Below are 26,754 nucleotides of genomic sequence, written 5' to 3' on the forward strand. Positions count from 1 at the left end.
ATTCAGGCCCCGGCGGGAGGTCCCTGCCCGCTCCAACAAGGCGAGACACGACGAGGCAAGCGAGACATTCGACGATGCGCATTCTGGTGGTGGCCGCCCTGTTGGCGGGTGGGCTCCTGGCGAGCTGGCCCGGCACACCGTCGGCGGTGGCGCAGACATCCTGTGCGGACCTGGGCGGCACCGTTGAGGCCGAGCAGATCTGCCATGTGCACGCGTCGAACCCGACCTACACACTGGATCTGAAGTACCCGGTCGACTACCCGGACCAGCCGACGCTCACCGATTACGTGACGCAAAACCGGGACGGGTTCATCACCGTCGCGCAGACGCAGGGGTCGCGTGATCTGCCGTACGAGATGGAGGCCACCGCCGAGCAGCACCGCTCCGGGCAGGCCCCGAAGGGCACCCGCAGCGTGGTCCTCAAAATCTTCCAGGATGTCGGGGGCCCGCACCCGTCGACCTGGTACAAGTCGTTCAACTACGACCTGGCCACCAACCAATCGGTCACCTACGACACGCTGTTCGCGCCGGGCAGCAAGCCGCTGGACACCATCTTTCCGATCGTTCAGCGGGAGTTGGTCCGTCAGGCCGGGGCGTCCGGCGCGCTGATCCCGCCCGGCAACGGCCACGACCCGTCGCACTACCAGAACTTCGCCATCACCGACGACGAGCTGATCTTCTACTTCGCGCCGGGGGAGTTGCTGCCGTTGAACGCCGGCGCCAGCACGGTGCGGGTGCCGCGCAACGCCATCCCCCCGCTGACGGTGTAGTTCCCGGCGCGCGCGTCGGCGCCGACTGTGCGGCCTTATACGCAAAAGCCGCTCGAAGCGTATGAAACCACACAGTCACAGACGCTGTGGCTCCGCCTAGGCCGGGGTGAAGCTGTACACCTGACCGTCGCTGGTGGCCGTCACCACCCGGCGGTCGTGCGCGATCGACACCCCGAGCGGGAAACCGGTGGCCTCCGGCAGGGGATAGCTGTTGATGGTGTGGCCGTCATCGGGATCGAACACCAGCAATGACATGCCGGCTGGGCCCACCGTGGTCCCGCCCCTCACGGTGTAGCCGACGCCGCCGGCCAGGCTCGACGACGACAGCGGGGTGATGTCGTCGCGACGCCACGCGCGCTCGCCGTGGTCGCCGGCGTCGCGCACCGCGACCAGCCGGGTGTCGGGGCCGCCGCCGGACACGATCAGTCCGCCCGGGGTGACCGCCGGCGGGGTCTGCGCCAAAAAGTCCAGCGGCGCAGACCATTTCGGTTTACCGTCGGCGGCGTGCAGCGCCCACAGGTGCTGGTCGCGGCCGTTGACGTAGATCGTCTCGCCGTCGGCGGACAGCACCGGGCTGGCCAGCACCCCGGCGGACACCGCGTCGCTGGTCCACTCCCGGGTGAGCAGCGGGGTGTGTCCGGGGTGGTATTTCAGTCCAACCAGCACCGCCGCCTTCGCGTCCGGTTCCCACAGGCTGACCACCACCGTGCCGGTGGCTGCGGCGAACGCCGGCGCGGCGGCCACCGGGCAGCCCGATTTGGCCGGGGCGCAGTCGGATAGCCCGCGGGTGAAATCCTTGGGGTCCACGCCGTCGACCAGGTCCAGGGGATTGCCCACCACCGTGCCGCGGTGGGCGTCGAACACCAACACCTGACCCAGGTGGGTGACCACCAGCAGCTGCCCGCCGCCGAGAAACCGTGGCGTGGCGGGCATCCCGATCACGGGTTGGCGCCACCGAATCCACTGGGTGGGCGGAAAGGACAGGATCGCCCCAGGCTGGCCGACATAGACGTTGTCGAATCCGTCGAACAGCGGGCCGAAGAATCCGCCGCCCTGGTACAGCCGGGTACACCAGCGTTGCCTGCCGTTGTTGTTGTTCTCCCACTCCATCAGCGAGCAGCCATCCCGGGTTTGGCCGTTGAGCGCCATCCAGCCCCGTCCGCTCAACGCCGGCCCGGCCCCCAGCGCTCCCTTGACCGACCGGGTCCAGCCCAGCGTCAGGTTCTCCGCGCCGGCCGCGCCGGTGTAGCTGCTGTTGGACGCGTCGCCGTATTGGGCGGACCAACCCGGGGCCGCCGCGGCGTCGACCCACGAGTCGGTATTGCCGCAGCCGCCGAGCAGGACGGCGAGAGCGGCCGCCGACACCGTCGAGACCAGACGCTTCAGGCCGCCGCGGGGATGACGCCAGGACACGGTGGTGATTCCCCAATCCTTCTGCGAAAGCGAGTCCAGGTGAGGGTAACCTGTGGCACCCAAATGGCTCGCGTAGGCTTTCCGGCCATGACGACCATGTGGGGCGCTCCGATCCACAAACGCTGGCGGGGCTCACGGCTGCGCGACCCCCGCCAGGCCAGGTTCCTGACCCTGGCGTCGCTGCGGTGGGTGTTGGCCAACCGGGCCTACACCCCGTGGTATCTGGTGCGGTACTGGCGGCTGCTGAAGTTCAAGCTGGCCAACCCGCACATCATCACCCGTGGCATGGTGTTCCTGGGCAAGGGTGTGGAGATTCAGGCCACGCCGGAGCTGTCCCAGCTGGAGATCGGCCGCTGGGTGCACATCGGCGACAAGAACACCATCCGGGCGCACGAGGGCTCGCTGCGGATCGGCGACAAGGTGGTGTTGGGTCGTGACAACGTCATCAACACCTATCTGGACATCGAACTCGGCGATTCGGTGCTGATGGCCGACTGGTGCTATGTGTGCGACTTCGACCACAAGATGGACGACATCAACCTGCCGATCAAGGATCAGGGCATCATCAAGAGCCCGGTGCGGATCGGGCCGGACACCTGGGTGGCGGCCAAGGTGACGGTGCTGCGCGGCACCAGCGTCGGCCGCGGCTGCGTGCTGGGGTCCCACGCCGTGGTCAAGGGCAACATCCCGGATTACTCGATCGCCGTCGGCGCACCGGCCAAGGTGGTCAAGAATCGCAAGCTGTCGTGGGAGTCCTCGGCGGCCGAGCGCGCCGAACTGGCCGCCGCGCTGGCCGACATCGAACGCAAGAAGGCGGCCCGCTAAGTCCGGCGCGTTAACCCGGGCGGATATGCTGCACACCGTCATGGACCCTGAGCAGCATGCCGACGACCGGGCCGCGCTGGAGTCGGTGCTATCGGCCGATTTGCGGGAGCTGACCGCCGAATCCGATGAGATCGGCCGGTTGTTCGCCGGCGCGCACGACGTGCGACCCACCGATTTTCGCGCGCTGCTGCACATCATGGTGGCCGAGACCGCCGGGCAGCCCATCAGTTCCGGCGAACTCGGTCAACGGATGGGGCTGTCGGGCGCGGGCATCACCTACCTGGTGGACCGGCTGATCGACTCCGGTCACGTCCGGCGCGACGCGCACCCCGGCGACCGACGCAAGGTCATCCTGCGGTACGCCGACCGCGGGCTGGCCACCGCCCGTGCGTTTTTCACCCCGCTGCAGCGGCACACCCAGGCCACGCTGGCCGACCTGCCCGACACCGACCTGGCGGCCGCGCACCGGGTGTTTGGCGCCCTCACGACGGCGATGCGCCGCTTCCAGGACGATCTGTCCAAGCCCTGAGCGCCGGGTGGTCAGCGCCGATGACGCCCGCCGGCGGTGTCGGGCGGCGGTGGGCGCACGGCGGGCCACCAGATCCGGTCGCCAATCAGCGCGAAAAGCGCCGGAATGACCACGGTGCGAACGACGAAGGTGTCCAGCAGAATGCCGAGGCCGACGATGATGCCCAGCTGGGTCAACACGATCAACGGCAGCACCCCAAGCACGCCGAACACCGCGGCCAACACCACCCCGGCGCTGGTGATGACGCCGCCGGTGGCCGCCACCGCCCGGACCATGCCGTCGCGGGTGCCGTGTTCGGGGGTCTCCTCGCGCGCCCGGGTCACCAAGAAGATCGTGTAGTCGACGCCGAGCGCCACCAGAAACAAGAAGGCGAACAACGGTGTGCTGTTGTCCAGCGCGGGAAAGCCGAACACGTGGATGCTGGCCCAGCCGCCCAGGCCGAGCGCGGCCACCGCGCTGAGCACGGTGGCGGCGACCAGCAGCGGCGGCGACAGCACCGCCCGCAGCAGCGCGTACAGCACCACCAGCACCACCAGCAGAATTGCCGGGATCACCACCCGCCGGTCGCGGGCCGCGGCGTCGCGCACGTCGAGTGCTTGCGCGTCCGAGCCGCCCACGACGGCGTGCGGATCCACCGCAGCGACCGAATCCCTCAGGGCGCCAACGACCTTGAATGCGCCGGTGCTGGACGGGGCGGCGTCGATGACCACCGACCACTTGGTTAGCCCGGTGGGCGACTGACCGGCCGGGCGCGCCGACACCACGCCGGGGACGGCGGTGATGCGCCGCTGGATCTCACCGCCGCGGTCGCTGGACGCGAGCACCACGGTCGGGTCGGAGGCTCCGCCGGGGAAGTGCGCGGCCACCGTGTCGAATCCAATAACCGAGTCGGCGCGCAGCCGGAACTGCTCGGTCTGAGACAGTCCGAGGTGGGTGGCTAGCAGCCCGGCCGTCGACGCGGCCAACACGGTGACCGCCAGCGCACAGATCGGGCCGGGTCGGCGGCCGACCCCGTCGGCGATCCGGCGCCAGATCCCGGTCGCCGCCGCCGGCGCTTCATCAGCGCGGGGAATGAACGGCCAGAACACTTTTCGACCACTCATCGCCAGCAGCGGCGGCAACACGAGCAGCACGAATATCGCCGCGACGGCCAGGCCGCACGCCGCGCACAGCCCCAGGCTGCGGGTACTCGGGGTGATCGCGGTGAGCAGCTTCAGCAGGGCCAGCACGACGGTGGCGTTGCTGGCCAGGATCGCCGGGCCGGCGGCGCGCACCGCCCGGCGCAACGCGGTGCGGTGATCGGCGCGCCCGCCCAATTCGTCGCGGTAGCGCGACATCAACAGCAGCGCGTAGTTAGTGCCGGCGCCGAACACCAGCACGCTGGTGATACCGGACGTCGAGCCGTCCAGGGTGACCCCGGCGGCCGCGGCGACATGCCCGCCGACCACGGTGGCCACCTGATCGGCCAGCGCAATCACCGTCAGCGGCAGCAGCCACAACACCGGTGAGCGGTAGGTGACGATCAGCAGCAGCGCGACCACCAACGCGGTCACCACCAGCAGGGTGACGTTGGCGCCGGTGAACGCGTTGGCGATGTCGGCGCCGAACGCCGGGCCCCCGGTGACGTGCCCGACCAGCGGCGCGGGCAGGCCCTCGGCCGCGGCCGCGCGCAACGCGGTTACCGCGTCGGTGAGCGCGAACCCGGACAGCGTGGCGCTCAACGACACGGTGGTGATCGCCGCCTTGCCGTCGCGGGACGGCACCACCGGTGCCGGCGGGTCGGCCAGTGCCTGCGGAACCCGGCGCATGCGATCGCGGGCCTGCTCGGCGGCGCGCAGATCCGCGGGCGTCAACACCGACCCGTCGCGGCGGGTGGTGACCAGGATCACCGCGGCCGCATCACCGCCGGGGAACTCGCTCAGTGTGGCGGCGGCCCGGGCGGACTCGGCGTCGGTGGGCAGCGCCTCCGGCGACTGGGTGGCCGCGGCGTTGCCGCCGCCGAACCCCAGCAGCGCACCGGCCACCACCAGGAGTGCGGCGGCCAGCAACCAGGAACGACGCCCGCTCACGGCGGCGGACAGGCGCTGCCACACCATACGGCGAGCATTTCATTGGTTTAAAAATCAATCAACTGAACAAATTGGGCGTAACGTGCTCAACGGCAACCGTTCCACGGGACTCGGAATATCCAGCCACGTCTCGGAACCAGAGGATCGGCATGCGTACCTCGACATTGATCTGCACCGCCAGCGCGGTGGCCGCCGCCGCGGCGGTCGGCGGGTTGGCCAGCGGGCCATCGGTTCGGTCGGCATGTGCTGTCCACGCACATCTGGCTGCTCAACCGCCGACGTCAACCTAGCTGACTGTCGAATTTCATTACTCGGTAAGGGTTCTGGGAGGTTTCAATGCCAGCTCATGGAATGGGTCGGATCAGCGCGGCGCTCTGGGCGACGGTCGGCGCCGGGGCATGGGTGTGCCTGTCGGCGCTGCAGGCCGCGCCCGCGGCGGCTGACAGCTCCACCGACGAGTTGGCCTTCATCATGGGCGGCACCTTGAACCCGGATCCCGCGCCCAGTTACGTCACCGCCATCAACGAGGCCTATATCCAGTCCAACCCGCTGTTCGCCGGCTATACCCCGTTCGGGTTGTACACCCCCGAAGGCGTCGACATTCCGTTCCTGAGCGGTCTGACCCTCGATCAGTCGGCAGCCCAGGGCGAGGTGATTCTCAACGACGCCATCCTGGGCCGGCCCGCGGGCAGCGACACCCTGGTGTTCGGCTACTCACAGAGCGCGGTCATCGCCACCCTGGAGATGAACGCCCTTGATGCGCTGCCCGCCGACGAACGACCCAGCCCCGATGACCTGTCCTTTATGCTCACCGGCGACCTCGACAATCCCGACGGCGGCATCTTCGAACGGTTCGCGGTCAACATCCCGATTCTCGGGATCCCGTTCTACGGCGCGACTCCCGCGGACACCCCCTACCCGACGGACATCTACACCGGGCAATACGACGGCGCCGCCGATTTTCCGCAATACCCGCTCAACGTGGTGGCCGACCTCAACGCGCTGCTGGGGGCGGCCTACGTGCATACCCAGTACGCGAATCTCACGGCCGCCCAGATCCAAAGCGCGGTGCCGTTGGCCACGTCGCCGGGCTACGACGGGGTCACCCACTACTACATGATCCCGACCCAAGATCTGCCGTTGGTCGAGCCGTTGCGGGCGATCCCGCTGGTGGGCAAGCCGCTGGCCGACCTGCTCCAGCCGGATCTGACCGTGCTGGTCAATTTGGGGTATAACCCCAACGGCTACGCCGACGTGCCCACCCCCGCGCAGCTGCTGCCCGGTTTCAGCCCGCTGGCCGACATCGAACAACTCGCCAAACCGCTGCTCAACGGCCTCGGCGTCTATCTGCCCGAGTATCCGAGCGTTCCGGCCCCGGATTTCAACCCGCTCACCATCTTTGGCCAGCTGGTCACCGGCGCCTACCAGGGTGTCAGCGACGCGCTGGTGGATCTGGGCGTGCTGCCGGCGTCGGACTTTGCCACCACCTATCCCGCGGTGAATACCCCGGCCGCGGTGGCCGCGATCGCGTCGGGGTTGGAGCCGTCGATGCTGACCGGCCTCGGCGACACCGTCTCGGGTTGGTTGTCTGGCCTGGCCGCCGACCTGGGGGTGGATCCGGCCTGGTTCACGTCGGTGCTGGACCTGCTGGGCTAACGGGGCTAACCGCTACCGATCCGGCAGCGCGTGCTCGACGATCGGCCGGCGCGGCAGCGGTTCCCGTTCGGCGCGCTTGGCCGCCAGATACACCTGCGCGGTTTCGTCGGCCACGGTGTGCCAGTCGAAGTCGGAGGTGAGCCGTTTTCGGGCGGCCCGCGCCCGGCGCTGGGCGGCCGCCGGATCGTCGAGCACCGCGCGCACCGCGGCGGCCAGCTTGGCGCCGTCGCGCGGTGGGCAGGACACGCCGGTTTCGCCGTTGATGACGGCCTCGCCCAGTCCGCCCACGTTGGAGGTCACCAGCGGGGTGCCGGCCGCGGCGGCCTCCAGCGCGGCCAGGCCGAACGGCTCGTAGTGGCTGGGCAGCACCGCGGCATCGGCCCGGTGCAGCAACGCCAGCAGCTCGTCGTGGTCGAGCCGCCCGACGAACCGGGTCGCCTTGAGCACCCGGTGCTTTCGGGCGCACTCGAGCAGCCAGTCCTGCTGGGTGCCGTCTCCGGCGATGGTCAGCGTGGTGCCCGGGTGGGCCCGCCGGATCCGTGGCAGCGCCGCGATCGCCTCCTGGACGCCCTTCTCGTACTCCAGCCGCCCCACATACGCCAGCTCCGGCGGCCCGGTGCGGGGCCGCCGCGGCGCGAACGGCCACCGGGCTGCATCGATTCCGTTGCGGATGACGGTGGTTTCGGCCAGGCCGGGGCCGAACAGCTCGGAGATCTCGTCGCGCATCGACGCCGAACAGGTGATCAGCGAATCGGATTCGCGCACCAGCCAGGATTCCACCGCGTGCACCTGCCGGCTCAACCGCCCGGAGACCCAGCCGGAATGTCGCCCGGCTTCGGTGGCGTGAATCGTGGAAACCAGTGGCACGTCGTAGAATTCGGCCAGCGCGATCGCCGGGTGCGCCACCAGCCAGTCGTGGGCGTGCACCAGGTCGGGTCGCCAAATCTGCTGGCCGCCGTGGGTCTTCAGCGACAGCCCGGCGCGGACCATGGCGTGGCCCATGGCCAGCGTCCACGCCATCATGTCCGGTCCGAAGGAAAACTCGTGCGGGTCCTGCGCGGCGGCGACCACCCGCACGCCCTCGCTGACCTCGTCGGACGACGGGTGGGTGCTGGGGTCGGTGTCGGTCGGGCGTCGGGACAGCACGACGACGTCGTGCCCGGCGGCGGCCAGCGCGGTGGACAGGTGATGGACGTGCCGGCCCAGCCCGCCGATCACCACCGGCGGGTACTCCCACGACACCATCAGGATCTTCACCGCGGCAGCCTCCGAGCGTCCAGGGCGCCGAACAGGCCGTCGGCGCGGTTCCAACCGTCGGCCAGCCGCTGCGCGGTGTCGCGGCGGCCCGACGCCAGCGCCCCGGCGATCTCCCGGGTGGCATGCGCGTGCAGATGCGCCCGATACCGGGCGTAGTCGGCGGCAGAGTCCTTGCTCACCATAAACGGCCAGTCGCTGGACACCGTAAGCAGTGTCTCGCGCAGGATCTGGTCGGCGACCTGATCCCGGCCGGTGGGGCCATCCAACGTCTGGGTCAGCGCCTTGTCGACGGTGGACAGCGCGGTGTCCACCACTTCGGCGTTGAGCTGCACCAGATCGGCCACCTTGTCGCCGGTCCACACCTGCCAGTCTTTGCCCGAACCCCAAGAGCTGGGCGGCAATTGGACCGGGGCGCCGACATAGCCGGCACTGATCGCGTCGGACAGGGTGCCCACCTGCACCCCGGCGGCCGGCAGCGCCCGCAGCACCCGCTCCAGCCACAGCGGGCCCTCATACCACCAGTGGCCGAACAGCTCGGTGTCGAACGCGGCGATCACATGCGCGGGCTGCCCGATCCGTTCGGACTCCGACTGCAGCCGGCGCCGGACCACGTCGACGAAGTCGGCGACGTGACCGTCCACGGCGGCCGCGGCGCGCTGCGGGTCGTAGGGCGCCTTGTCCTGCGGCGGCACGCTGCGGCCGGTGACCCGGGCCGGTTTGAGTCCGGTGCGGTGGTCGTGGGTGTGAAAGTCGCGGTAGGAGCCGTGGCCGGGATACCCCGACTTCGGCGACCACACCCGGTAGCTGACGGTCAGATCCCGCCCGAACGCGACGACGTCGCTTCCCCCGACCGGGCGGCCCAGCGCGGTGTCGCCGTGCAGCGACGGGCCGTCGACCATGAAATGCGACACCCCGGCGGCGGCGTAGTCGTGTTCCATCCCGGGGGCGTAGGCGCATTCGGGCGCCCAGATGCCGGCGGGGGTGTGCGCCAGCCGGTGCCGGGCGTCGGCCAGGCCTTCGCGCAGCGAGAACTCGCGCAGCCGCGGGTTCAGCAGCGGCTGAAACGGGTGGGCCAGCGGGCCGCCCAGCAACTCCACGGTGCCGGCCTCGACCAGTTCGCGCAGCGGCGGGCTGGCGCCGTGCCGCCACCGGGTGCCGAAGTCGTCCAGTGCCTGCTCGGCGGCGGCGCATTCATGAATCCCGAAGCTGCGCAACGGTTCTGCCAGTGTGGTGGCCTCCACCGCGCGCAGCTGCCAGTTGGCCAGCCAGTGGTGCATGCCGTCCAGGCAGTACGGGTCGTCGAGTTGGGCGGCGACCACCGGGGTGACCCCCAGGGTGATCAGCCGGTGCCGGTCCTCGTCGGCCAGGGTGCGCAGCACCCGCAGCAGCGGCAGGTAGGACGCCGACCAGGACTGATACAGCCATTCCTCGCCGACCGGCCAGCGGCCGTGATGGGCCAGCCACGGCAGGTGGGTGTGCAGCACCAGGGTGAACAGGCCGGGTACCGGCGCGGCGGCAGAGTTCGTCACGGCCGCACCGCGATCGCCACCAGATCCAGGCTGTCGTCGATGTTGCGCTGCCCGGCCTCGAGCAGGTCGAAGTCGGCGGTGGTGATCCCGGCAACGTCGGCCAGCAGCTGGTCCGGCCAGGCGGCGTCGGCCACCGCCCGGGCGATCTGCGCGTCGATGATGGAGCCCCCATGTCGGGCGTCGAGGTCGGCCAGCCGGGGCCCATGGAAAACCCCGTGCATCGAGGCCACCGAGAATCCGCCGTCGACCAGCAGCTCGGTCAGCTCGGCGGCGTTGAGCTCGCGGGTGTGGAACGGGTTGATCGGGGTGTCGCGGCCGGGGGAGAAGGTGATCCGGTTGGGGGTGGACACCATCAGCAGTCCGCCCGGGCGCAGCACCCGCGCGCACTCGGCGATGAACTGGGCCTGATCCCACAGGTGCTCGATGACCTGGAAGTTGACGACGACGTCCACCGCGCCGTCGGGCAGCGGCAGCTCGGCGAGGTTGCCGTGCATCACCTGCACCCGCGGATAGCGGGCCCGCACATGGGCCACCGTGGTCTCGTCGTAGTCCAGGCCGATCACCCGGTGGGCGACGTCGGCGATCAGGTCGGCGCCGTAACCCTCCCCGCAGCCGGCCTCCAATACCTCGCGATCCGCGCAGCGCGGCGCCAGCCGCTGGTAGACCACCTCGTGGCGGCGGAACCAGTAGTTCTCCTCGGCCAGGCCGGGGATGGTGCGTTCGCCGGTCAGCGCCAAGGTGTCGGCGTTGGGCGCGGTGCCGGTATCGGGACCGTCGGTAGCGGATGTGCTCATTGCAACAGGCAGGCTATCGGTGAAGCGCACCGTTGGCGAACGGTTCACCCCGACGGGCAGGCAATCGGTGCAGTACGACCCGCTATGGTGTACGAGCGAACCGCATAAAGTTACCCGTGAGTAACATCGTTGTGCGGGGGCGTGACCGTGACCCAAGTTTTGCGACCCTGGGGGTTGCAAGACTTCCTTCGAGGAGGACGAGCCAGTCTCATGACGAACATCGTGGTCCTGATCAAACAGGTCCCAGACACATGGTCGGAGCGCAAGCTCACCGACGGTGATTACACCCTTGACCGCGAGGCCGCCGACGCGGTGCTCGACGAGATCAACGAGCGTGCCGTCGAAGAAGCTCTGCTGATCCGCGAGAAAGAGGGTGGCGAGGGGTCGGTGACCGTGCTGACCGCCGGCCCGGAGCGCGCCACCGAGGCGATCCGCAAGGCCCTGTCGATGGGTGCCGACAAGGCCGTGCACCTCAAGGACGACGGCCTGCACGGCTCCGACGTGGTGCAGACCGCGTGGGCGCTGGCCCGCGCGCTGGGCACCATCGAGGGCACCGAGCTGGTGATCGCCGGTAACGAGTCCACCGACGGTGTGGGCGGAGCGGTGCCGGCCATCATCGCCGAATACCTGGGCCTGCCGCAGCTGACCCACGTGCGCAAGGTGACCCTGGAAGACGGCAAGATCACCGCCGAGCGCGAAACCGACGACGGGGTGTTCACCCTGGAGGCGGCGCTGCCGGCGGTGGTCAGCGTCAACGAGAAGATCAACGAGCCGCGTTTCCCGTCCTTCAAAGGCATCATGGCCGCCAAGAAGAAGGAAGTCACCGTGCTCACGCTGGCCGAGATCGGCGTCGAGGCCGACGAGGTGGGCGTTGCTAACGCCGGGTCGACGGTGACCGCGTCGACCCCCAAGCCGCCGAAGACCGCCGGTGAGAAGATCACCGACGAAGGCGAGGGCGGCACCAAGATCGCCGAGTACCTGGTTGCCCAGAAGATCATTTAAGACGAGAGCGATATAACCCATGGCTGAAGTACTGGTGCTCGTTGAGCACGCCGACGGAGCGCTGAAGAAGGTCAGCTCCGAATTGATTACCGCCGCCCGCGTTTTGGGCGAGCCGGCCGCCGTCGTGGTGGGCGGCACGGGCGCGGCCGCGCCCCTGGTCGACGGGCTCAAGGCGGCCGGCGCCGCCAAGATCTACGTCGCCGAGTCCGAGACCGCGACCAGCTACCTGATCACCCCGGTGGTCGACGTGCTGGCCGCGCTGGCCGAGTCGGCCACCCCGGCCGCGGTGCTGCTGGCCGCCAACGCCGACGGCAAGGAGGTCGCCGGGCGGCTGGCCGCCCGGATCGGGTCGGGTCTGCTGGTTGACGTGGTCGACGTCAAGGAGGGCGCCAAGACGGTGCACTCCATCTTCGGTGGTGCGTTCACCGTGGACGCGCAGGCCAACGGCGACACCCCGGTGATCACCGTGCGGGCCGGATCCATCGAGCCGGAGCCGGCCGATGGGGCCGGTGAGCAGGTCACCGTCGAGGTGCCCGAACCGGCCGAGAATGCGACGAAGGTCACCTCGCGGGAGCCCGCCGTCGCCGGCGACCGGCCGGAACTGACCGAGGCCCCGATCGTGGTGGCCGGTGGTCGCGGTGTGGGCAGCGCGGAGAACTTCTCGGTGGTCGAGGAGCTGGCCGACTCGCTGGGTGCCGCCGTCGGCGCCTCGCGTGCCGCGGTGGACTCCGGCTACTACCCGGGCCAGTTCCAGGTGGGCCAGACCGGTAAGACGGTGTCGCCGCAGCTGTACATCGCGTTGGGTATCTCCGGGGCGATCCAGCACCGCGCCGGGATGCAGACGTCCAAGACGATCGTCGCGGTCAACAAGGACGAAGAGGCGCCGATCTTCGAGATCGCCGACTACGGCATGGTCGGGGACCTGTTCAAGGTCACCCCGCAGCTGACCGAGGCGATCAAGGCCCGCAAGGGCTAGCTTCTTCTGCGTGAGCAGACGCAAAAGCCCCCGCACACCTAGTGTGTCGGGGGCTTTTCCGTCTGTTCGCGGGCGTGACGACGAGGTGCCAGTCTTAGCGCATCACACATGCGACGGGAAAGGGACACCATGAAAATCACCGTGATCGGTGCCAGCGGGCAGATCGGCGCCAAGGTCGTCGCGCTGTTGGGCGCCGCCGGACACGAGACGGTGGCAGCGTCGCGCCACTCCGGTGCGGACGTGCTCACCGGCAGCGGCCTGGCCGAGGCGTTGGCCGGTGCCGACGCGCTGGTCGACGTGGTCAACTCCCCGGATTACGCCGACGACCCGGTGCGGGAGTTCTTCACCACGTCCGCCACCAACCTGGTGGCCGCCGCCACGGCCGCCGATGTCGGCCACTACGTCGTGTTGTCCATCGTGGGCTGCGACGGGCTGCCCGACAGCGGGTACATGCGCGCCAAGGTCGCCCAGGAGCGGATCATCGCCGAATCCGGGCTGCCGTACACGATCGTGCGCGCCACCCAGTTCCACGAGTTCGCCGACGGCATCACCGCGTCCCTGACCGTCAACGGCGAAGTCCGGGCCCCCGAGGGCCTGATCCAGCCCGTCGCCGGCGCCGAGGTGGCCGCCGAAGTCGCCCGCGCCGCCCAGGCCGCACCGGTCGACGGCATCGTCAACATCGGCGGCCCGGAGAAGATGACCTTCGTCGAGCTGGCCACCCTGGCGCTGGCGCACCGCGGTGCGAGCCTGCCGATCGTCGTCGACCCGTCGGCGGTCTACTTCGGCACCCAGGTCGGCGATACCGGGCTGGTCACCGGTGAGGGTGCGACCCTGGGCAGCATCCGGTTGGCCGACTGGCTGGCCGGGCAGTGAGCATTTCTTGGCGCCGACTGTGCGGCGTCATCCGCTTTAGGGCGGTAGAGCGGATGAGATCGCACCGTCGCGGCCGCCCCGGTGCAGCCTGACTGCTCGGCCACTATTCACCCACCCGTCACGCGGTGATTGCCGTCGCGCCCAACGGCTGCGCGACCGTGCTGGCTATGAGCACTGGTTCTGTACTCATCGCCGCCGATCCCACCCCCTCCTCGACCGACACCCCGCGCTATTCGCTGCTGCTGTCCACCGACCCCGCGTTGATCGAGGCCGCGCAGCGGCTGCGCTACGAGGTGTTCAGCACCGAGCCGGGCTTTGCCCTGTCCGACACCGCCGACGGCGTCGACGCCGACCGGTTCGACGAGTATTGCGATCACCTTCTGGTCCGTGACGACAGCACCGGGGCGCTGGTCGGCTGCTACCGGATGCTGCCCCCGACCGGCGCGGTCGCCGCCGGAGGCCTTTACACCGCAACCGAATTCGACGTCACCGCGCTGGACCCGCTGCGGCCGTCGCTGGTCGAGATGGGCCGCGCGGTGGTGCGCACCGGGCACCGCAACGGCGCGGTGGTGCTGCTGATGTGGGCCGGCATCCTGGCCTACCTGGACCGGTGCGGCTACGACTACGTCACCGGCTGCGTGTCGGTCCCGGTTTACGGCGACGGCCCGCCGGGCAGCCAGCTGCGCGGGATCCGCGACTTTGTGCAGCGCCGCCACGCCTCGCCCTACCGGCTGACGCCCTACCGGCCGGTGCGCATCGACGGGCGCAGCCTCGACGACATCGCGGCCCCGCCCCGCCCGGTGCTGCCGCCGCTGCTGCGCGGCTACCTGCGGCTGGGCGCCCGCATCTGCGGTGAACCGGCCCACGACCCGGCCTTCGGGGTGGGCGACTTCCCGGCGCTGCTGGCCAAACGCGACGCCGACACCCGCTACTTGCGGCGGCTGCGGTCGGTGGCCGCCGCCGCCGATATCGCCGCCCCGGCGATATGACCCCGGCCCTCGACCACCCCTGGCTGCCGCGGGCGGTCTGCACCACCGCCGGCTGCGTGCGCACTGGCGCCGACCGATCCAGCCCGCTGGTGGTGGCGGCCCGCATCGCGCTGGCGGTGCTGCTGGTGCCGGGGTTGCCGCTGCTGGCGGTGCCGATGCCGGGCCGCGCCCGGCTGCAGCGCGGCTGCTGCCGGGCGGTGCTGCGTTGCTTCGGGGTGCGAATCGCGGTGTCGGGCGGGCCGATTCGCAACCTGCGGGGCGTACTGGTGGTCAGCGGCCACGTCTCCTGGCTGGACGTCTTCGTGATCGGCGCGGTGCTGCCCGGCTCGTTCGTGGCACGCGCCGATTTGATCAGCTGGCCCGCCCTGGGGCTGCTGGCCCGCATCATGCGGATCATCCCGATCGAGCGGGCCAGCCTGCGGCGGTTGCCGGGCGTGGTCGCCATGGTCGCGGCCCGGCTGCGCGCCGGGCGCACCGTGGTGGCCTTCCCGGAGGGCACCACCTGGTGCGGTCAGCCGCATCCGGGGGCGGGACGGTTCTACCCGGCGATGTTTCAGGCCGCGATCGACGCGGGTCGGCCGGTGCAGCCGCTGCGGCTGACCTATCGGCGCAGCGACGGATCCCCGTCGACCCTGCCGGCGTTTGTCGGCGACGACACCCTGGTGTCCTCGATGCGCCGGCTGATCGTGGCGCGGCGCACCGTGGCGCAGGTGCATGTCGCGGCGCTGCAGCTGCCGGGCACCGATCGCCGCGACCTGGCCGGGCGCTGCCAGACCGCGGTGCGCGACGATCGAGGGCATGGACACTCAGCGCGAGCGGATGCTGCACGGGGAGTGGTATCGGCCTGACGACCCGGAGCTGGTCGCCAGCCGCGCCGCCTGCCAGCGCGTCCTGGAGGCGTTCAACACCACCGGGGTCGACGACGAGCAGCGCCGCCACCAGCTGCTCGGTGACCTGCTGGGCTCGCTGGGGGCCGGGACGACGATCCTGCCGCGCTTTCAGTGCGACTACGGGACCTACATCCACATCGGCGCCCACAGCTTCGTCAACTACGACGCGATCCTGCTGGACTGCGCGCCGATCCGCATCGGCAACGACGTCTCGATCGGCCCCCGCGCGCAACTGCTCACCGCCCTGCACCCCGTCGACGACCACGACGCCCGACGCGATGGGTGGGAGTCGGCGTCGCCGATCGTGATCGGGGACAACGTGTGGCTGGGCGGGGGAGTGATCGTGTGCCCCGGCGTGACCATCGGTGACAACGCGGTGATCGGGGCGGGCAGTGTCGTCACCCGGGATGTGCCGGCGTCGGTGCTGGCCGTCGGCAACCCGTGCCGGGTGATCCGGGCGCTGCCGTAGCGACCATCGGCCCAGGTGGGGCCCGCGAGCTGCGCCGGTATCCTAGGCAGGTCATGGTCTACCTGGATCACGCTGCCACCACCCCGATGCACCCCGAAGCCATCGAGGCGATGACGGCTGCGCTGGCGACCGTCGGTAACGCGTCCTCGCTGCACACCGCCGGGCGGGCGGCGCGCCGGCGGATGGAGGAATCCCGCGAGACCATCGCGGCCCTGCTGGGGGCGCGTCCCTCGGAGGTGATCTTCACCGCGGGCGGCACCGAAAGCGACAATCTGGCCGTCAAGGGCATCTACTGGGCCCGTCGCGACGCCGACCCGCGCCGTCGTCGCATCGTCACCACCGCGGTCGAGCACCACGCGGTGCTCGACGCGGTGACCTGGCTCGCCGAGCACGAGGGCGCCGAGGTGACCTGGCTGCCCACCGCCGCCGACGGGTCGGTGTCCCCGGCCGCGCTGCGGGCGGTGCTGCAGGACCACGATGACGTCGCGCTGGTGACGGTGATGTGGGCCAACAACGAGGTGGGCACCGTGTTGCCGATCCCCGAACTCGCTGCGATCGCCGCCGAGTTCGACGTTCCGATGCACACCGACGCCGTGCAGGCGGTGGGTCAGCTGCCGGTGTCGTTTGCCGCCAGCGGCTGCGCGGCGCTGAGCGTGACCGCACACAAGTTCGGCGGCCCGCCCGGGGTGGGCGCGCTGTTGTTGCGCCGCGACGTCGGCTGCGTTCCGTTATCCCACGGCGGCGGTCAGGAACGCGACATCCGTTCCGGCACACCCGATGTCGCCGGCGCCGTCGGGATGGCCGCGGCGCTGCGGGTCGCCGTCGACGGGCTGGAGACCAACGGTGCGCGGCTGCGCGGGCTGCGGGACCGGCTCATCGACGCCGTGCTGACCCAGATCGACGACACCGTGCTCAACGGTGCCCGCGAGCCGCGGCTGCCCGGTAACGCGCACTTCACCTTCGCCGGCTGCGAAGGCGATGCGCTGTTGATGTTGTTGGACGCCAACGGGATCGAATGCTCGACCGGATCGGCCTGCACCGCTGGGGTGGCGCAGCCGTCGCATGTGCTGATCGCGATGGGCGCCGACCCGGCCAGCGCCCGCGGGTCGCTGCGACTGTCGTTGGGGCACACCAGCGTCGACGCCGACATCGACGCGGCGCTGCAGGTGCTGCCCGCGGCGGTGGCCCGCGCCCGCCAAGCCGCGTTGGCCAGCGCGGGGGTGTCCCGATGAGGGTGCTGGCCGCGATGAGCGGCGGCGTGGACTCCTCGGTGGCCGCCGCGCGGATGGTCGACGCCGGTCACGACGTGGTCGGTGTGCATCTGGCGTTGTCCAGCGCGCCCGGGACGCTGCGCACCGGATCGCGGGGCTGCTGCTCCAAGGAGGACGCCGGCGACGCCCGCCGGGTCGCCGACGTGCTGGGAATCCCCTTCTACGTCTGGGATTTCGCCGACAAGTTCAAAGAGGACGTGATCGACGACTTCGTCGAGTCCTATGCCCGCGGGGAGACGCCCAACCCGTGTGTGCGGTGCAACGAGCGGATCAAGTTCTCCGCCCTGGCGGCGCGGGCGGTGGCGCTGGGCTTCGACACGGTGGCCACCGGCCACTACGCCCGGCTGTCGGACGGGCGGCTGCGCCGGGCCGTCGACACCGACAAGGACCAGTCCTACGTGCTGGCGGTGCTGACCGCCGAGCAGCTGCGCCATGCCGCGTTCCCGGTCGGCGACACCCCCAAGCCGGCCATTCGGGCCGAGGCGGCCCGTCGCGGCCTGGCGGTTGCCGATAAGCCCGACAGCCACGACATCTGCTTCATCCCGTCCGGGGACACCCAGGCGTTCCTGGGCGCCCAGATCGGGGTGCGCCGCGGCAACGTGATCGATGCCGCCGGCACCGTGCTCGCCGAACACGACGGGGTGCACGGCTTCACCATCGGCCAGCGCAAGGGGCTGGGCATCGCCGGGCCCGGACCGGACGGCCGGCCGCGCTACGTCACCGACATCGACGCCGCCACCGGCACCGTGACCGTCGGCGCCGCCGCCGACCTGGCGGTGTGGCGCCTGGTCGGGGATCGGCCGGTCTTCACCTCGGGCACCGCGCCGACCGGACCGGTGCCGTGCGTGGTGCAGGTGCGCGCCCACGGCGATACGGTGGCCGCGGTCGCCGAAGTGGCCGGCGGGCGGCTTTCGGTGCGGTTGACCGATCCGCTGCGCGGGGTGGCCCGCGGCCAGACGCTGGTGTGCTACCGCCCGGACGCCGACGGCGACGAGGTGATCGCCAGCGCCACCATCGCCGAGACGGCCTGACCACCCCGCGTTCGCGCCGAGTGCGCGCTGGTGGCGGAAATCCGCCCGAAACTCCGCCCTGGTTTCACGTTCGGTGCACATCGGCCAGCCCATCCAGCGCGGCGAGCGTGTCGGCGTCCAGGCGCAGCTCGGCGGCGGCGACGTTCTCGGCCAAGTGCGCGGCGTTGGCGGTGCCCGGGATCAGCAGCACCCGCGGGTCGTGCGCCAACAGCCACGCCAGCCCGACCTGGGCGGGCGTGGCGTGCCGGGCGGCGGCGGCCGCGATCACGGCGGGATGGTCGGTGACCTTCCTGATGCTGGCGAAGGCCTCGGCCGCTTGGCGGTCGGGGACCGCCCCGGTTCCGACAAAGGCGGACCCCAGCGGAAAGAACGGCACCCACGCCAGCTCATGTTCGCGGCACACCTGCAGCAGCGGTTCATCGGAGCGCTGCAGCACGTTGTAGTAGTTCTGCACGCACACGATGCCGGCGGGCAGCGCCTGATTCAGCTGGTCCAGGCTGACATGGCTCAGGCCGATCGCGGCGATCTTGCCCTCGTCGCGCAGCGCAACCAGCTCGGCGAGCTGCGCCGCGAGATCGACGCGCTGCTCCTCGGTGGCCACCAGGCCGGGGCCGGCGTCGGCGCGGCGCAGGTTCACCACCGGCAGCCGGTCGATGTTCAGGCGGCGCAGGTTGGCCTCCACCTGGGCCCGCAACTGCTCGGGCCGCTGGGCGAGCATCAGCCCGGTGCGCCCGTCGTGCACGGCGCCGACCTTGCTGACCAGCACCAGCTGCTCGGGGTAGGGGTGCAGCGCGGCGCGGATCAGCTCGTTGACCACGCCGTCGCCGTAGAACTCCGCGGTGTCGATGTGGTTGATGCCCAGCTCGATCGCGCGGCGCAGCACGGCCAGCGCCGACGCGCGGTCGGTGTGTTCCAGCTGCATGGCGCCGTAGCCGATGCGGGCCACGGTGCGGCCGGCCAGCTGACCGGTCCTGAAGTCCGTCACTGGTGCGCTCCCGTCGTAGCATGATCATCGGTGATGCGGAGGATCCTCCGCATCCATCACCGTAGCAGAATCGGAGGGCCCTCCGGATATGGTTCGGGAACGTGCCGATGCGCGGCGCAACCGCGAACGGCTCATCGCGGCCGCCGTCACGGCGTTCTCCAGCGGCCAAGACAATGTGGCCCTGGAAGCCATCGCGCGCGCCGCCGGCGTCGGTATCGGCACGCTCTACCGGCACTTTCCGTCCCGCGAGGCGCTGGTCGAGGCGGTGTACCGCCGCGAGCTGGCCCGGTTGTGCGACGGCGCCGACGACCTGGTCGCCGAGCTGGCGCCCGACCGGGCGCTGCGCACCTGGATGGGGCGCTACGTGGAATTCGTGGCCACCAAACGCGGGATGGCCGAGGCGCTGCGCGCGGTGATTGCCGCGGGGGCAATCGCCGCCGTGCAGACCCGCGAACGTCTGAACGCGGCGATCCAGACCCTGCTCGATGCTGGGGCCGCAGCCGGCAGCCTGCGCGCCGATGTGGCGGCCGACGACGTCACCGCCAGCCTGGTCGGTGTCGTGCTGGCTGCGGGCGCACCCGATCAGCGCGAGCAGGCGAACCGGATGTTGGATCTGCTCGTCGATGGGTTGCGTGCCCGGGATGGACAGGAGGCAAGGTGACGGACAATGACTGGCCCGACGAGTTGCGCACGATCGGGGCAATCCGCTTCGCCCGCCGTTCGGCCAACTTCACTGCGGCGGTTCGGTTTTACCGAGAGCTGGTTGGGCTGCCGCTCTATGCGACGTTCGAGGGCAGCTACGGGAGCACCGGAGCGATCTTCGGCCTGCCCGACTCGACCCTGACCTTCGAAATCGTGGCAGCGACCGAGCCGGTCGCGGCCGACGGGCACGACCAGCTGTGCCTGTACTTTCCCGACGCGGCGGCGCGCGATGCGGCGACGGCGCGACTGCGGGCGGCGGGTGTGACACCGGTGGTGTCCCACCCGTACTGGGCGGCGTCCGGCGCGGAAACCTATGCCGACCCCGACGGTCGGGAGGTGGTGTTCGCGCCGTTCGTGTTCGGTGTCAACGAACCGGCGGCCAGCGACGACTCGGGCACGCACTGGACCCGGCCCCGCTGACCGGCTCGCCGAACGTGCACTGGCGGCGAAAATCGAGCCGGAAATCCGCCCTGGGTGCACGCTCGGCGCCGAGGCCACCCGCCGCGGCCGGGTGCGGGTCCAATACGGTTGCTCGGTGAGTGTTTTCGCAACCGCGACCGGTATCGGCTCCTGGCCCGGCACCTCGCCCCGGTCGGCCGCCGAGATCGTCGTCGGTGAGCTGGCCGGCACGCTGGCCCACCTCGTCGAGCTACCCGCCCGCGGGGTGGGCGCCGACATCATCGGGCGCGCCGCGGCGCTGCTGATCGATGTGGCCCTCGACACCGTGCCCCGCGGCTACCGCATCACGGCGCGGCCCGGCAAGGTGACCCGGCGCGCAAAAAACCTGCTCGACGAGGACCTCGACGCGCTGGAGGAAGCCTGGGAGACCGCGGGCCTGCGCGGCAGCGGGCGCCCGGTCAAGGTGCAAGCCCCCGGCCCGCTGACGTTGGCCGCCGAGGTGGAGTTGTCCAACGGGCACCGCGCGGTCACCGACCCCGGTGCGCTGCGCGACCTGGCGGCATCGCTGGCCGAGGGGGTCGCCGCGCACCGCGCGACGCTGTCGCGCCGGCTCGACACCCCGGTGGTGGTGCAATTCGACGAGCCGTCGCTGCCCGCGGCGGTGGCCGGTCGGCTGGCCGGGGTGACCGCCCTGACCCCGGTGCCGCCGGTTGAGGCGGCGGTGGCCGTCGGGCTGCTCGACGAATGTGTGCGTGCCGCCGGCGCCGAGGTGCTGGTGCACAGCTGCGCCCCGGAGCTGCCGTGGAAACTATTGCAGCAGAGTGCCGTTGGTGCCGTGGCGGTGGATGCGACGGCGGTGCGGGCCGCCGATCTCGACGGTATCGCCGAGTTCGTCGACTCCGGACGCACCGTCCTGCTGGGCGTGCTGGCCACCACCGCCCCGGCGCGCACCCCGTCGGTCGAACAGGTCGCCCAGTCGGTGGCCGCGGTGACCGACCGGATCGGGTTCGCCCGCGCGGTGCTGGCCGACCGGATCGGCATCTCCCCGGCCTGTGGACTGGCCGCGGCCACGCCACAATGGGCGCGTGACGCAATCGAATTGGTGCGCAAGGCCGCGCAGGCACTGGCCGCCGACCCCGACGGCATCTAGTTGAGTGATTCCTCAAGCGTGTCGACCCCTGGCGGGTGGACGCCGCGATCGGAAGTTGCCGCAGGTTCATCGATTTCCCAACCGTTAGATTGAGTCCATGAGGACGCGAGGCCGGCGGGTCGCTTGGATTGTGGGATGTGTTGGGCTCCTGGTGGTGGGCTGCGGTTCGGCGGGGCACGGGGCGTCGAGCGCGCAGTCCGGGGCGGCCGGGGCGCATTCGGCGGCGAGCGGGGATCCCAAGGAAACCCTGTTGGCGGCGCTGACGAAGATGGACGGCCTGGACACCTACCAGGCCGAGCAGTCGATGCCGAGCATGGACGTGGGGGCGGGGAGTCCCATGACAACCTCCAGCCACATGGAGGTCTCGGTCAAGGACAACATCGTCGACCAGGTGATGGAGATCAGCGGCGGACCCCTGGGCCCGACCAAGCAGGAATCGCTGATGCGTGGATCGGAATACCTGGTGTGCGGCGGCATCTACAACCAGGCGTTCGGCGAATCCGATCCGTCGGTGACCCCCGACACCTGGTTTCGCGCCCCGGGCGGTGGCCAGGGCGGCACCATGATCGTCACGATGTACTTCGCGCCCGCAGCCCAAGCCCTCACCACGGTCTCCGACCAGGGCACCCAGACGGTCCGCGGCACCGAGGTCACCGAGTACCGCGCAGACCTGGATCCCGCGAAGTTCCGCTCGGCGCTGGGCTCGGAGAAGATCCCGGGCGGAATACCGCCGGACAAGATCCCGCTACCGAAAACGATCGATTACGGCGTCGGCGCCGACGGTTACGTCCACAGCATCGCGCTCGCGCTGGGTGATTCCGCGTCGCCCACCACAATTGAGCTGCACGACTACAACTCGCCGTTGAACCTGCCCAATCCGACCCAGATCGTGGACCTGCCGACGAGCTGAGGTGCTCGGGTGCCGGCGTTGAGGTTGCGCCCACGGCTGTGCCCGAGGCGCCGACCACGACCCTGGCCGCAATCTCAACGCGGCAACCGCCAAGCCGGTGGGACGCCGCGATCGAGCGGCTGCGGGCCTTCGTCGAAGAGTGACCGGGCCGCGGCGTCGCGGCCCTCCGATAACCTGCAAAGGTGAGCTCACCGGAGATCCGACGGCAGTGGCAGGAACTGGCCGACGAGGTGCGCGAGCACCAGTTCCGCTACTACGTGCGCGATGCGCCGATCATCTCCGACGGCGAATTCGACGAGCTGCTGCGTCGGCTGCAGACCCTCGAGGATGAGCACCCCGAACTGCGCACCCCCGATTCGCCGACCCAGCTGGTCGGCGGCGCCGGGTTCGCCACCGATTTCGCCGAGGCCGCGCATCTGGAACGGATGCTGAGCCTGGACAATGTGTTCAGCGCCGAGGAACTCACCGCCTGGGCGGCGCGGATCGCCGACGAGGTCGGCGCCGACGCGCACTACCTGTGCGAGCTCAAGATCGACGGCGTGGCGCTGTCGCTGGTGTACCGCGACGGCCGGCTCACCCGGGCCGCCACCCGCGGCGACGGCCGCACCGGTGAGGACGTCACCCTCAACGCCCGCACCATCGACGACATCCCGGAGCGGCTGGCCGCCAGCGACGACTACCCGATTCCGGCCGTGCTGGAGGTGCGCGGTGAGGTGTTCTTCCGGCTCGCCGACTTCGAGGCGCTCAACGCCAGCCTGGTCGAAGACGGCAAACCGCCGTTCGCCAACCCCCGCAACAGCGCCGCCGGGTCGCTGCGGCAAAAGAACCCCGCGGTGACCGCGCGGCGGCGGCTGCGGATGATCTGCCACGGCGTCGGGCACACCGAAGGGTTCCGCCCGACCACGTTGCACGACGCGTATCTGGCGCTCAAGGCGTGGGGTTTGCCGGTCTCCGAGCACACCACCCAGGTCGACAGCATGGCCGCCGTCCAGCAGCGCATCGACTACTGGGCCGAGCACCGCCACGACGTGATCCACGAGATCGACGGTGTGGTAGTCAAAGTCGACGAGATCGCGCTGCAGCGTCGGCTGGGCTCCACCTCGCGGGCGCCGCGCTGGGCGGTGGCCTACAAGTACCCGCCCGAGGAGGCCACCACCAAGCTGCTCGACATCCGGGTCAACGTCGGGCGCACCGGCCGGGTCACCCCGTTCGCCTACATGACCCCGGTGAAGGTGGCCGGGTCGACCGTGGGCCTGGCCACCTTGCACAACGCCGCGGAGGTCAAACGCAAGGGCGTGCTGATCGGTGACACCGTGGTGATCCGTAAGGCCGGCGACGTGATTCCGGAGGTGCTGGGGCCCGTCGTCGACCTGCGCGACGGCTCCGAGCGCGAATTCGTCATGCCCACCCACTGTCCGGAATGCGGCACCGCCCTGGCCCCGGCCAAGGAAGGCGACGTCGACATCCGCTGCCCCAACTCCCGGTCGTGCCCCGCACAGTTGCGGGAGCGGGTGTTTCACGTCGCCGGCCGCGGCGCCTTCGACATCGAGGCGCTGGGGTATGAGGCGGCCACCGCGCTGCTGGCCGCCGGGGTGATCACCGACGAGGGCGACCTGTTCACCCTCACCGAGGACGACCTGCTGCGCACCGACCTGTTCACCACCAACAAAGGGGTGGTGTCGGCCAACGGCAAACGGCTGCTGGCCAACCTCGACAAAGCCAAGGGCCAGCCGCTGTGGCGGGTGCTGGTGGCGCTGTCCATCCGCCACGTCGGCCCGACCGCGGCCCGCGCGCTGGCCGCCGAGTTCGGCAGCCTGGACACCATCACCGCGGCCTCCACCGAACAACTGGCCGCCGTCGAGGGGGTGGGGCCCACCATCGCCGCCGCGGTCACCGAATGGTTCACTGTCGACTGGCACCGCGCCATCGTCGACAAGTGGCGGGCCGCCGGGGTGCGGATGGCCGACGAACGCGACAGCCGCGTCGAACGCACCCTCGAGGGGCTGTCCATCGTGGTCACCGGCTCGCTGACCGGGTTTTCCCGCGACGACGCCAAGGAGGCGATCGTGACCCGCGGCGGCAAGGCCGCCGGTTCGGTGTCGAAAAAGACCGCCTACGTGGTCGCCGGGGATGCGCCCGGCTCCAAATACGACAAGGCCGTCGAGCTCGGGGTGCCCATTTTGGACGAGGACGGTTTCCGCAAGTTGCTGGCCGAGGGACCGCCGCAAGACCCCGCCTAACCGGCGGGCGATATTCGCGTCAACCGCGGCCTCAGCTCATGCTTACAATTCTCGTGTTTGTCGACCACAGCGCGCGCGGATGTGCTCCGATTTTCCGGTAGCGGTCCTCCCGACGGGTGCTGCTACAGGAGGTTGCTGTGACCGAAGGCCCGGGTTCGCAATTCGGGGGCAATCCCAACCCCGCCGAGGGTTGGGCCTCGCCCAACGCGCCCTGGTCGGGCGGGCAAGCTCAGCCGGGGCAGCCGGCGGCCGGATACCCGTACGGGGGCGGGTATGAGCCCGCCTACCAGCAGCCGGTGTGGTCGCCGACGGGCGGCCCGCAATTCGGTGAGCTGGGCGTCCCCCCGCAGCCGCCGCGCAACCGTAAGCCGCTGATCATCTGGGGCTCGGTGGGCGGCGCGGTCTTGTTGGTGATCATTGTGGTGGTCGCGGTCGTGGCGTTCAGCGGCGGCGGCGAACAAGACACCGCCGGTGGCGTGGTCAAGGCTTACCTGGAAGCACTGGCGAAGGGTGACGCGGACAAGGCGCTGAGCTACAGCAGCGATCAACCCGCGTCGAAGGAGTTGTTGACCGACGAGATCCTGCAAAAGCAGATCGACAAGTGGCCGATCACCGATATCAAAATTCTGGACGACAACGGCAGCTTCGGCCTTGGTCGCGTGCACGTGTCGGCGAAGTTCGGGGATCAGACCTCCGACGAAACCATCTCGGTCAAAAAGTCCGCCAAAAAGTGGAAGCTCGAGCACGCCGCGGTCAAGCTGGATACGAAAAACGCGAGCATCAACAACGCTGCGATGAAGACGTTGACCATCTTCGGGAAACCCGTCGGTGACTCCCCGGTCTACGTGTTTCCCGGCTGGGTCGACATGGGCAGCGACAACCCCAACCTGACGGCCGAGCCGAAGAAGCCGATACTGCTCAATGACCTGTACCTGGGCGACGCGTACCTCAGCGACGTCGAATTCTCCCTCAGCGACAAGGGGAACAAGGCGGTGTCGCAGGCGATTTCGACGAAGTTGCAGCAGTGCACCAGCACGAACCAGCTGTCGCCGCGGGGTTGCCCGCAAAGTGTCTACCAATACGATTTGGTGGACGGCACCGCCGCCTGGGGCACCCCGGATACCAGCAAGCTCAAGCTCGAGCTGCGCGGCTATGACCTCGAGGCGAGCATCACGGGGCAGATCGTGTTCCCGCTGACCGCGCGCACCCGCTCGGGGGATACCTGGACCGGCACCGACACCGAATCGGTGTACGGCAAGGCCGATCTGTCCAAGGACCCGCCGACGGTGGACCTGAGCTGATCGCTCAACCCAGCAGGGTCGCCACAATGCCGGCCAGATAGCCCAGCCGCGCGACCTCCGACGGCCGAAACCCCGGTCCGCCCGGGCGGCCCAGCAGCACCGCGGTGTGCGGATCGCCCAGCGGGGCGGCGGCCAGCGCGGTGTCCATCTCCCGCCACACCGACGGCACCCAGTCGGCGGTGCCGTTCAGTGCTTCGGCGCGGTCCAGCGGCAGCCAGGGCGCGGTGTCCGGCTCGGTTTCCGGCGCACCGGGGCTGCCGACGATGCGCTCGAACCCGGCGGCCGACCCGGCCGGGCTGCCCACCACCGTGCACCAGCCCACCCGCAGCACCCGCGGCGCCTCGTCGGCGAGCACCTGCAGGCGGGCCGCCCGGTCGCCGGCGGCGGCGATGTGGTCGACAAGTTCCAGTTCCCGGTGCGCCTCCAACAGTCCGGTGTGCGGGCGCACGCTGTCCACCCAGATCCCCTGGAGTGCCTCGGCGGCCGTGATCAGCGTGTCCGGCATCGCCCCGGCTGGCAGCTCGACCACCAGATCGTCGACCGCGTAGCCCGGCCCACGGTCGATGACATCCAGCGACAGGATGTCCGCGCCCACCGAACCGAGCGCTACCGCCAGCGATCCCAGGGCGCCCGGGCGGTCTTCGAGTTGGACCCGCAACAGATATGAAGGCACAGGCAACACTGTCGCATAGCGGGTCGGGGCCAGCACTTCGGCGCCGGGCCG

Annotated in this window: 25 protein-coding genes; 18 read left to right on the top strand and 7 right to left on the bottom strand. The window is 70.3% G+C overall.

The genetic code is table 11. The features are described 5' to 3' along the window. Window positions 1-74 precede the first annotated feature (74 nt). Window positions 75-770: an esterase gene (locus ACAG26_RS23010; RefSeq protein WP_370485387.1), complete on the top strand. Its 696-nt coding sequence runs from the start codon at window positions 75-77 to the stop codon at window positions 768-770. A gap of 96 nt (window positions 771-866) precedes the next feature. Here ACAG26_RS23010 and ACAG26_RS23015 read toward each other — a convergent pair whose 3' ends face one another. Further along, window positions 867-2,135, bottom strand: coding sequence for a PQQ-binding-like beta-propeller repeat protein (locus tag ACAG26_RS23015; RefSeq protein WP_370485430.1), 1,269 nt, complete (start codon window positions 2,133-2,135; stop codon window positions 867-869). A 135-nt stretch (window positions 2,136-2,270) separates the two neighbouring features. Between ACAG26_RS23015 and ACAG26_RS23020 the strand changes: the two genes are divergently transcribed. Together ACAG26_RS23020 and ACAG26_RS23025 are read left to right on the top strand one after the other, a co-directional pair. Then, a complete protein-coding gene (locus ACAG26_RS23020) occupies window positions 2,271-3,008 on the top strand; it encodes an acetyltransferase (protein ID WP_370485388.1) in 738 nt (245 codons plus the stop codon). A 25-nt stretch (window positions 3,009-3,033) separates the two neighbouring features. After that, entirely contained in the window at window positions 3,034-3,537 is a 504-nt protein-coding gene (locus tag ACAG26_RS23025; protein WP_370485389.1) for a MarR family winged helix-turn-helix transcriptional regulator, read from the top strand. Window positions 3,538-3,548: 11 nt separating this feature from the next. On the opposite strand, the gene ACAG26_RS23030 is transcribed toward ACAG26_RS23025, so the two are convergent. Beyond that, window positions 3,549-5,633, bottom strand: a complete 2,085-nt coding sequence (locus ACAG26_RS23030) for an MMPL family transporter (protein WP_370485390.1) — start codon at window positions 5,631-5,633, stop codon at window positions 3,549-3,551. Window positions 5,634-5,942: 309 nt separating this feature from the next. Here ACAG26_RS23030 and ACAG26_RS23035 point away from each other — a divergent pair, with 309 nt between their 5' ends. Continuing rightward, window positions 5,943-7,262 carry a PE-PPE domain-containing protein gene (locus ACAG26_RS23035; protein ID WP_370485391.1) on the top strand — a complete coding sequence of 440 codons (1,320 nt, stop codon included), beginning with the start codon at window positions 5,943-5,945 and terminating at the stop codon, window positions 7,260-7,262. A 12-nt stretch (window positions 7,263-7,274) separates the two neighbouring features. On the opposite strand, the gene ACAG26_RS23040 is transcribed toward ACAG26_RS23035, so the two are convergent. The 3 genes from ACAG26_RS23040 to ACAG26_RS23050 are packed head-to-tail and all read right to left on the bottom strand — an operon-like array spanning window position 7,275 to window position 10,842. Then, window positions 7,275-8,519 (bottom strand): glycosyltransferase family 4 protein, encoded by a 1,245-nt coding sequence (locus ACAG26_RS23040; protein WP_370485392.1) that lies wholly within the window; start codon window positions 8,517-8,519, stop codon window positions 7,275-7,277. Then, on the bottom strand, window positions 8,516-10,048 hold the full coding sequence (locus tag ACAG26_RS23045) for a 1,4-alpha-glucan branching protein domain-containing protein (protein ID WP_370485393.1): 1,533 nt from the start codon (window positions 10,046-10,048) through the stop codon (window positions 8,516-8,518). Before ACAG26_RS23045 ends, ACAG26_RS23040 begins: the two co-directional genes overlap by 4 nt. Beyond that, window positions 10,045-10,842 (bottom strand): class I SAM-dependent methyltransferase, encoded by a 798-nt coding sequence (locus ACAG26_RS23050; protein WP_370485394.1) that lies wholly within the window; start codon window positions 10,840-10,842, stop codon window positions 10,045-10,047. The genes ACAG26_RS23045 and ACAG26_RS23050 overlap by 4 nt, the downstream gene beginning before the upstream one ends. Before the next feature lie 210 nt (window positions 10,843-11,052). Between ACAG26_RS23050 and ACAG26_RS23055 the strand changes: the two genes are divergently transcribed. The 8 genes from ACAG26_RS23055 (at window position 11,053) to mnmA (ending at window position 18,343) form a co-directional block, all read left to right on the top strand. Next, the gene (locus ACAG26_RS23055; RefSeq protein ID WP_071023244.1) at window positions 11,053-11,844 is read left to right on the top strand and encodes an electron transfer flavoprotein subunit beta/FixA family protein; all 792 of its coding nucleotides are present in this window, start codon (window positions 11,053-11,055) and stop codon (window positions 11,842-11,844) included. 19 nt (window positions 11,845-11,863) lie between these two features. Next, entirely contained in the window at window positions 11,864-12,820 is a 957-nt protein-coding gene (locus tag ACAG26_RS23060) for an electron transfer flavoprotein subunit alpha/FixB family protein (RefSeq protein WP_370485395.1), read from the top strand. A 129-nt stretch (window positions 12,821-12,949) separates the two neighbouring features. Beyond that, complete coding sequence (locus ACAG26_RS23065) at window positions 12,950-13,693, top strand: SDR family oxidoreductase (protein ID WP_370485396.1); 744 nt, start codon at window positions 12,950-12,952, stop codon at window positions 13,691-13,693. 167 nt (window positions 13,694-13,860) lie between these two features. Next, window positions 13,861-14,682, top strand: a complete 822-nt coding sequence (locus ACAG26_RS23070; RefSeq protein WP_370485397.1) for a GNAT family N-acetyltransferase — start codon at window positions 13,861-13,863, stop codon at window positions 14,680-14,682. After that, the gene (locus ACAG26_RS23075; protein WP_370485398.1) at window positions 14,679-15,530 is read left to right on the top strand and encodes a lysophospholipid acyltransferase family protein; all 852 of its coding nucleotides are present in this window, start codon (window positions 14,679-14,681) and stop codon (window positions 15,528-15,530) included. Before ACAG26_RS23070 ends, ACAG26_RS23075 begins: the two co-directional genes overlap by 4 nt. After that, entirely contained in the window at window positions 15,481-16,041 is a 561-nt protein-coding gene (locus ACAG26_RS23080) for a sugar O-acetyltransferase (protein ID WP_370485399.1), read from the top strand. Before ACAG26_RS23075 ends, ACAG26_RS23080 begins: the two co-directional genes overlap by 50 nt. A gap of 53 nt (window positions 16,042-16,094) precedes the next feature. Then, complete coding sequence (locus ACAG26_RS23085) at window positions 16,095-17,273, top strand: cysteine desulfurase family protein (RefSeq protein ID WP_370485400.1); 1,179 nt, start codon at window positions 16,095-16,097, stop codon at window positions 17,271-17,273. After that, complete coding sequence (mnmA, locus tag ACAG26_RS23090; protein WP_370485401.1) at window positions 17,270-18,343, top strand: tRNA 2-thiouridine(34) synthase MnmA; 1,074 nt, start codon at window positions 17,270-17,272, stop codon at window positions 18,341-18,343. The genes ACAG26_RS23085 and mnmA overlap by 4 nt, the downstream gene beginning before the upstream one ends. A gap of 64 nt (window positions 18,344-18,407) precedes the next feature. Here mnmA and ACAG26_RS23095 read toward each other — a convergent pair whose 3' ends face one another. Continuing rightward, window positions 18,408-19,328 (bottom strand): aldo/keto reductase, encoded by a 921-nt coding sequence (locus ACAG26_RS23095; protein WP_370485402.1) that lies wholly within the window; start codon window positions 19,326-19,328, stop codon window positions 18,408-18,410. An 88-nt stretch (window positions 19,329-19,416) separates the two neighbouring features. Here ACAG26_RS23095 and ACAG26_RS23100 point away from each other — a divergent pair, with 88 nt between their 5' ends. The 6 genes from ACAG26_RS23100 (at window position 19,417) to ACAG26_RS23125 (ending at window position 26,030) form a co-directional block, all read left to right on the top strand. Then, window positions 19,417-19,989 carry a TetR/AcrR family transcriptional regulator gene (locus ACAG26_RS23100; protein WP_370485403.1) on the top strand — a complete coding sequence of 191 codons (573 nt, stop codon included), beginning with the start codon at window positions 19,417-19,419 and terminating at the stop codon, window positions 19,987-19,989. Next, window positions 19,986-20,450 carry a VOC family protein gene (locus ACAG26_RS23105; protein ID WP_370485404.1) on the top strand — a complete coding sequence of 155 codons (465 nt, stop codon included), beginning with the start codon at window positions 19,986-19,988 and terminating at the stop codon, window positions 20,448-20,450. Before ACAG26_RS23100 ends, ACAG26_RS23105 begins: the two co-directional genes overlap by 4 nt. A gap of 115 nt (window positions 20,451-20,565) precedes the next feature. Continuing rightward, window positions 20,566-21,579 carry a methionine synthase gene (locus tag ACAG26_RS23110; RefSeq protein ID WP_370485405.1) on the top strand — a complete coding sequence of 338 codons (1,014 nt, stop codon included), beginning with the start codon at window positions 20,566-20,568 and terminating at the stop codon, window positions 21,577-21,579. Between the two features lie 97 nt (window positions 21,580-21,676). Further along, window positions 21,677-22,489 (top strand): hypothetical protein, encoded by an 813-nt coding sequence (locus tag ACAG26_RS23115; RefSeq protein WP_370485406.1) that lies wholly within the window; start codon window positions 21,677-21,679, stop codon window positions 22,487-22,489. A gap of 182 nt (window positions 22,490-22,671) precedes the next feature. Beyond that, window positions 22,672-24,729 carry an NAD-dependent DNA ligase LigA gene (gene ligA / locus ACAG26_RS23120; RefSeq protein ID WP_370485407.1) on the top strand — a complete coding sequence of 686 codons (2,058 nt, stop codon included), beginning with the start codon at window positions 22,672-22,674 and terminating at the stop codon, window positions 24,727-24,729. A 137-nt stretch (window positions 24,730-24,866) separates the two neighbouring features. Continuing rightward, the gene (locus ACAG26_RS23125; protein WP_370485408.1) at window positions 24,867-26,030 is read left to right on the top strand and encodes a hypothetical protein; all 1,164 of its coding nucleotides are present in this window, start codon (window positions 24,867-24,869) and stop codon (window positions 26,028-26,030) included. Window positions 26,031-26,034: 4 nt separating this feature from the next. Here ACAG26_RS23125 and ACAG26_RS23130 read toward each other — a convergent pair whose 3' ends face one another. Next, window positions 26,035-26,703, bottom strand: coding sequence for an amino acid-binding protein (locus ACAG26_RS23130; protein WP_370485409.1), 669 nt, complete (start codon window positions 26,701-26,703; stop codon window positions 26,035-26,037). Window positions 26,704-26,754 lie beyond the last annotated feature (51 nt).

Origin of the sequence: Mycobacterium sp. pUA109 (assembly GCF_041287095.1) — a bacterium.
GTDB lineage: Bacteria > Actinomycetota > Actinomycetes > Mycobacteriales > Mycobacteriaceae > Mycobacterium.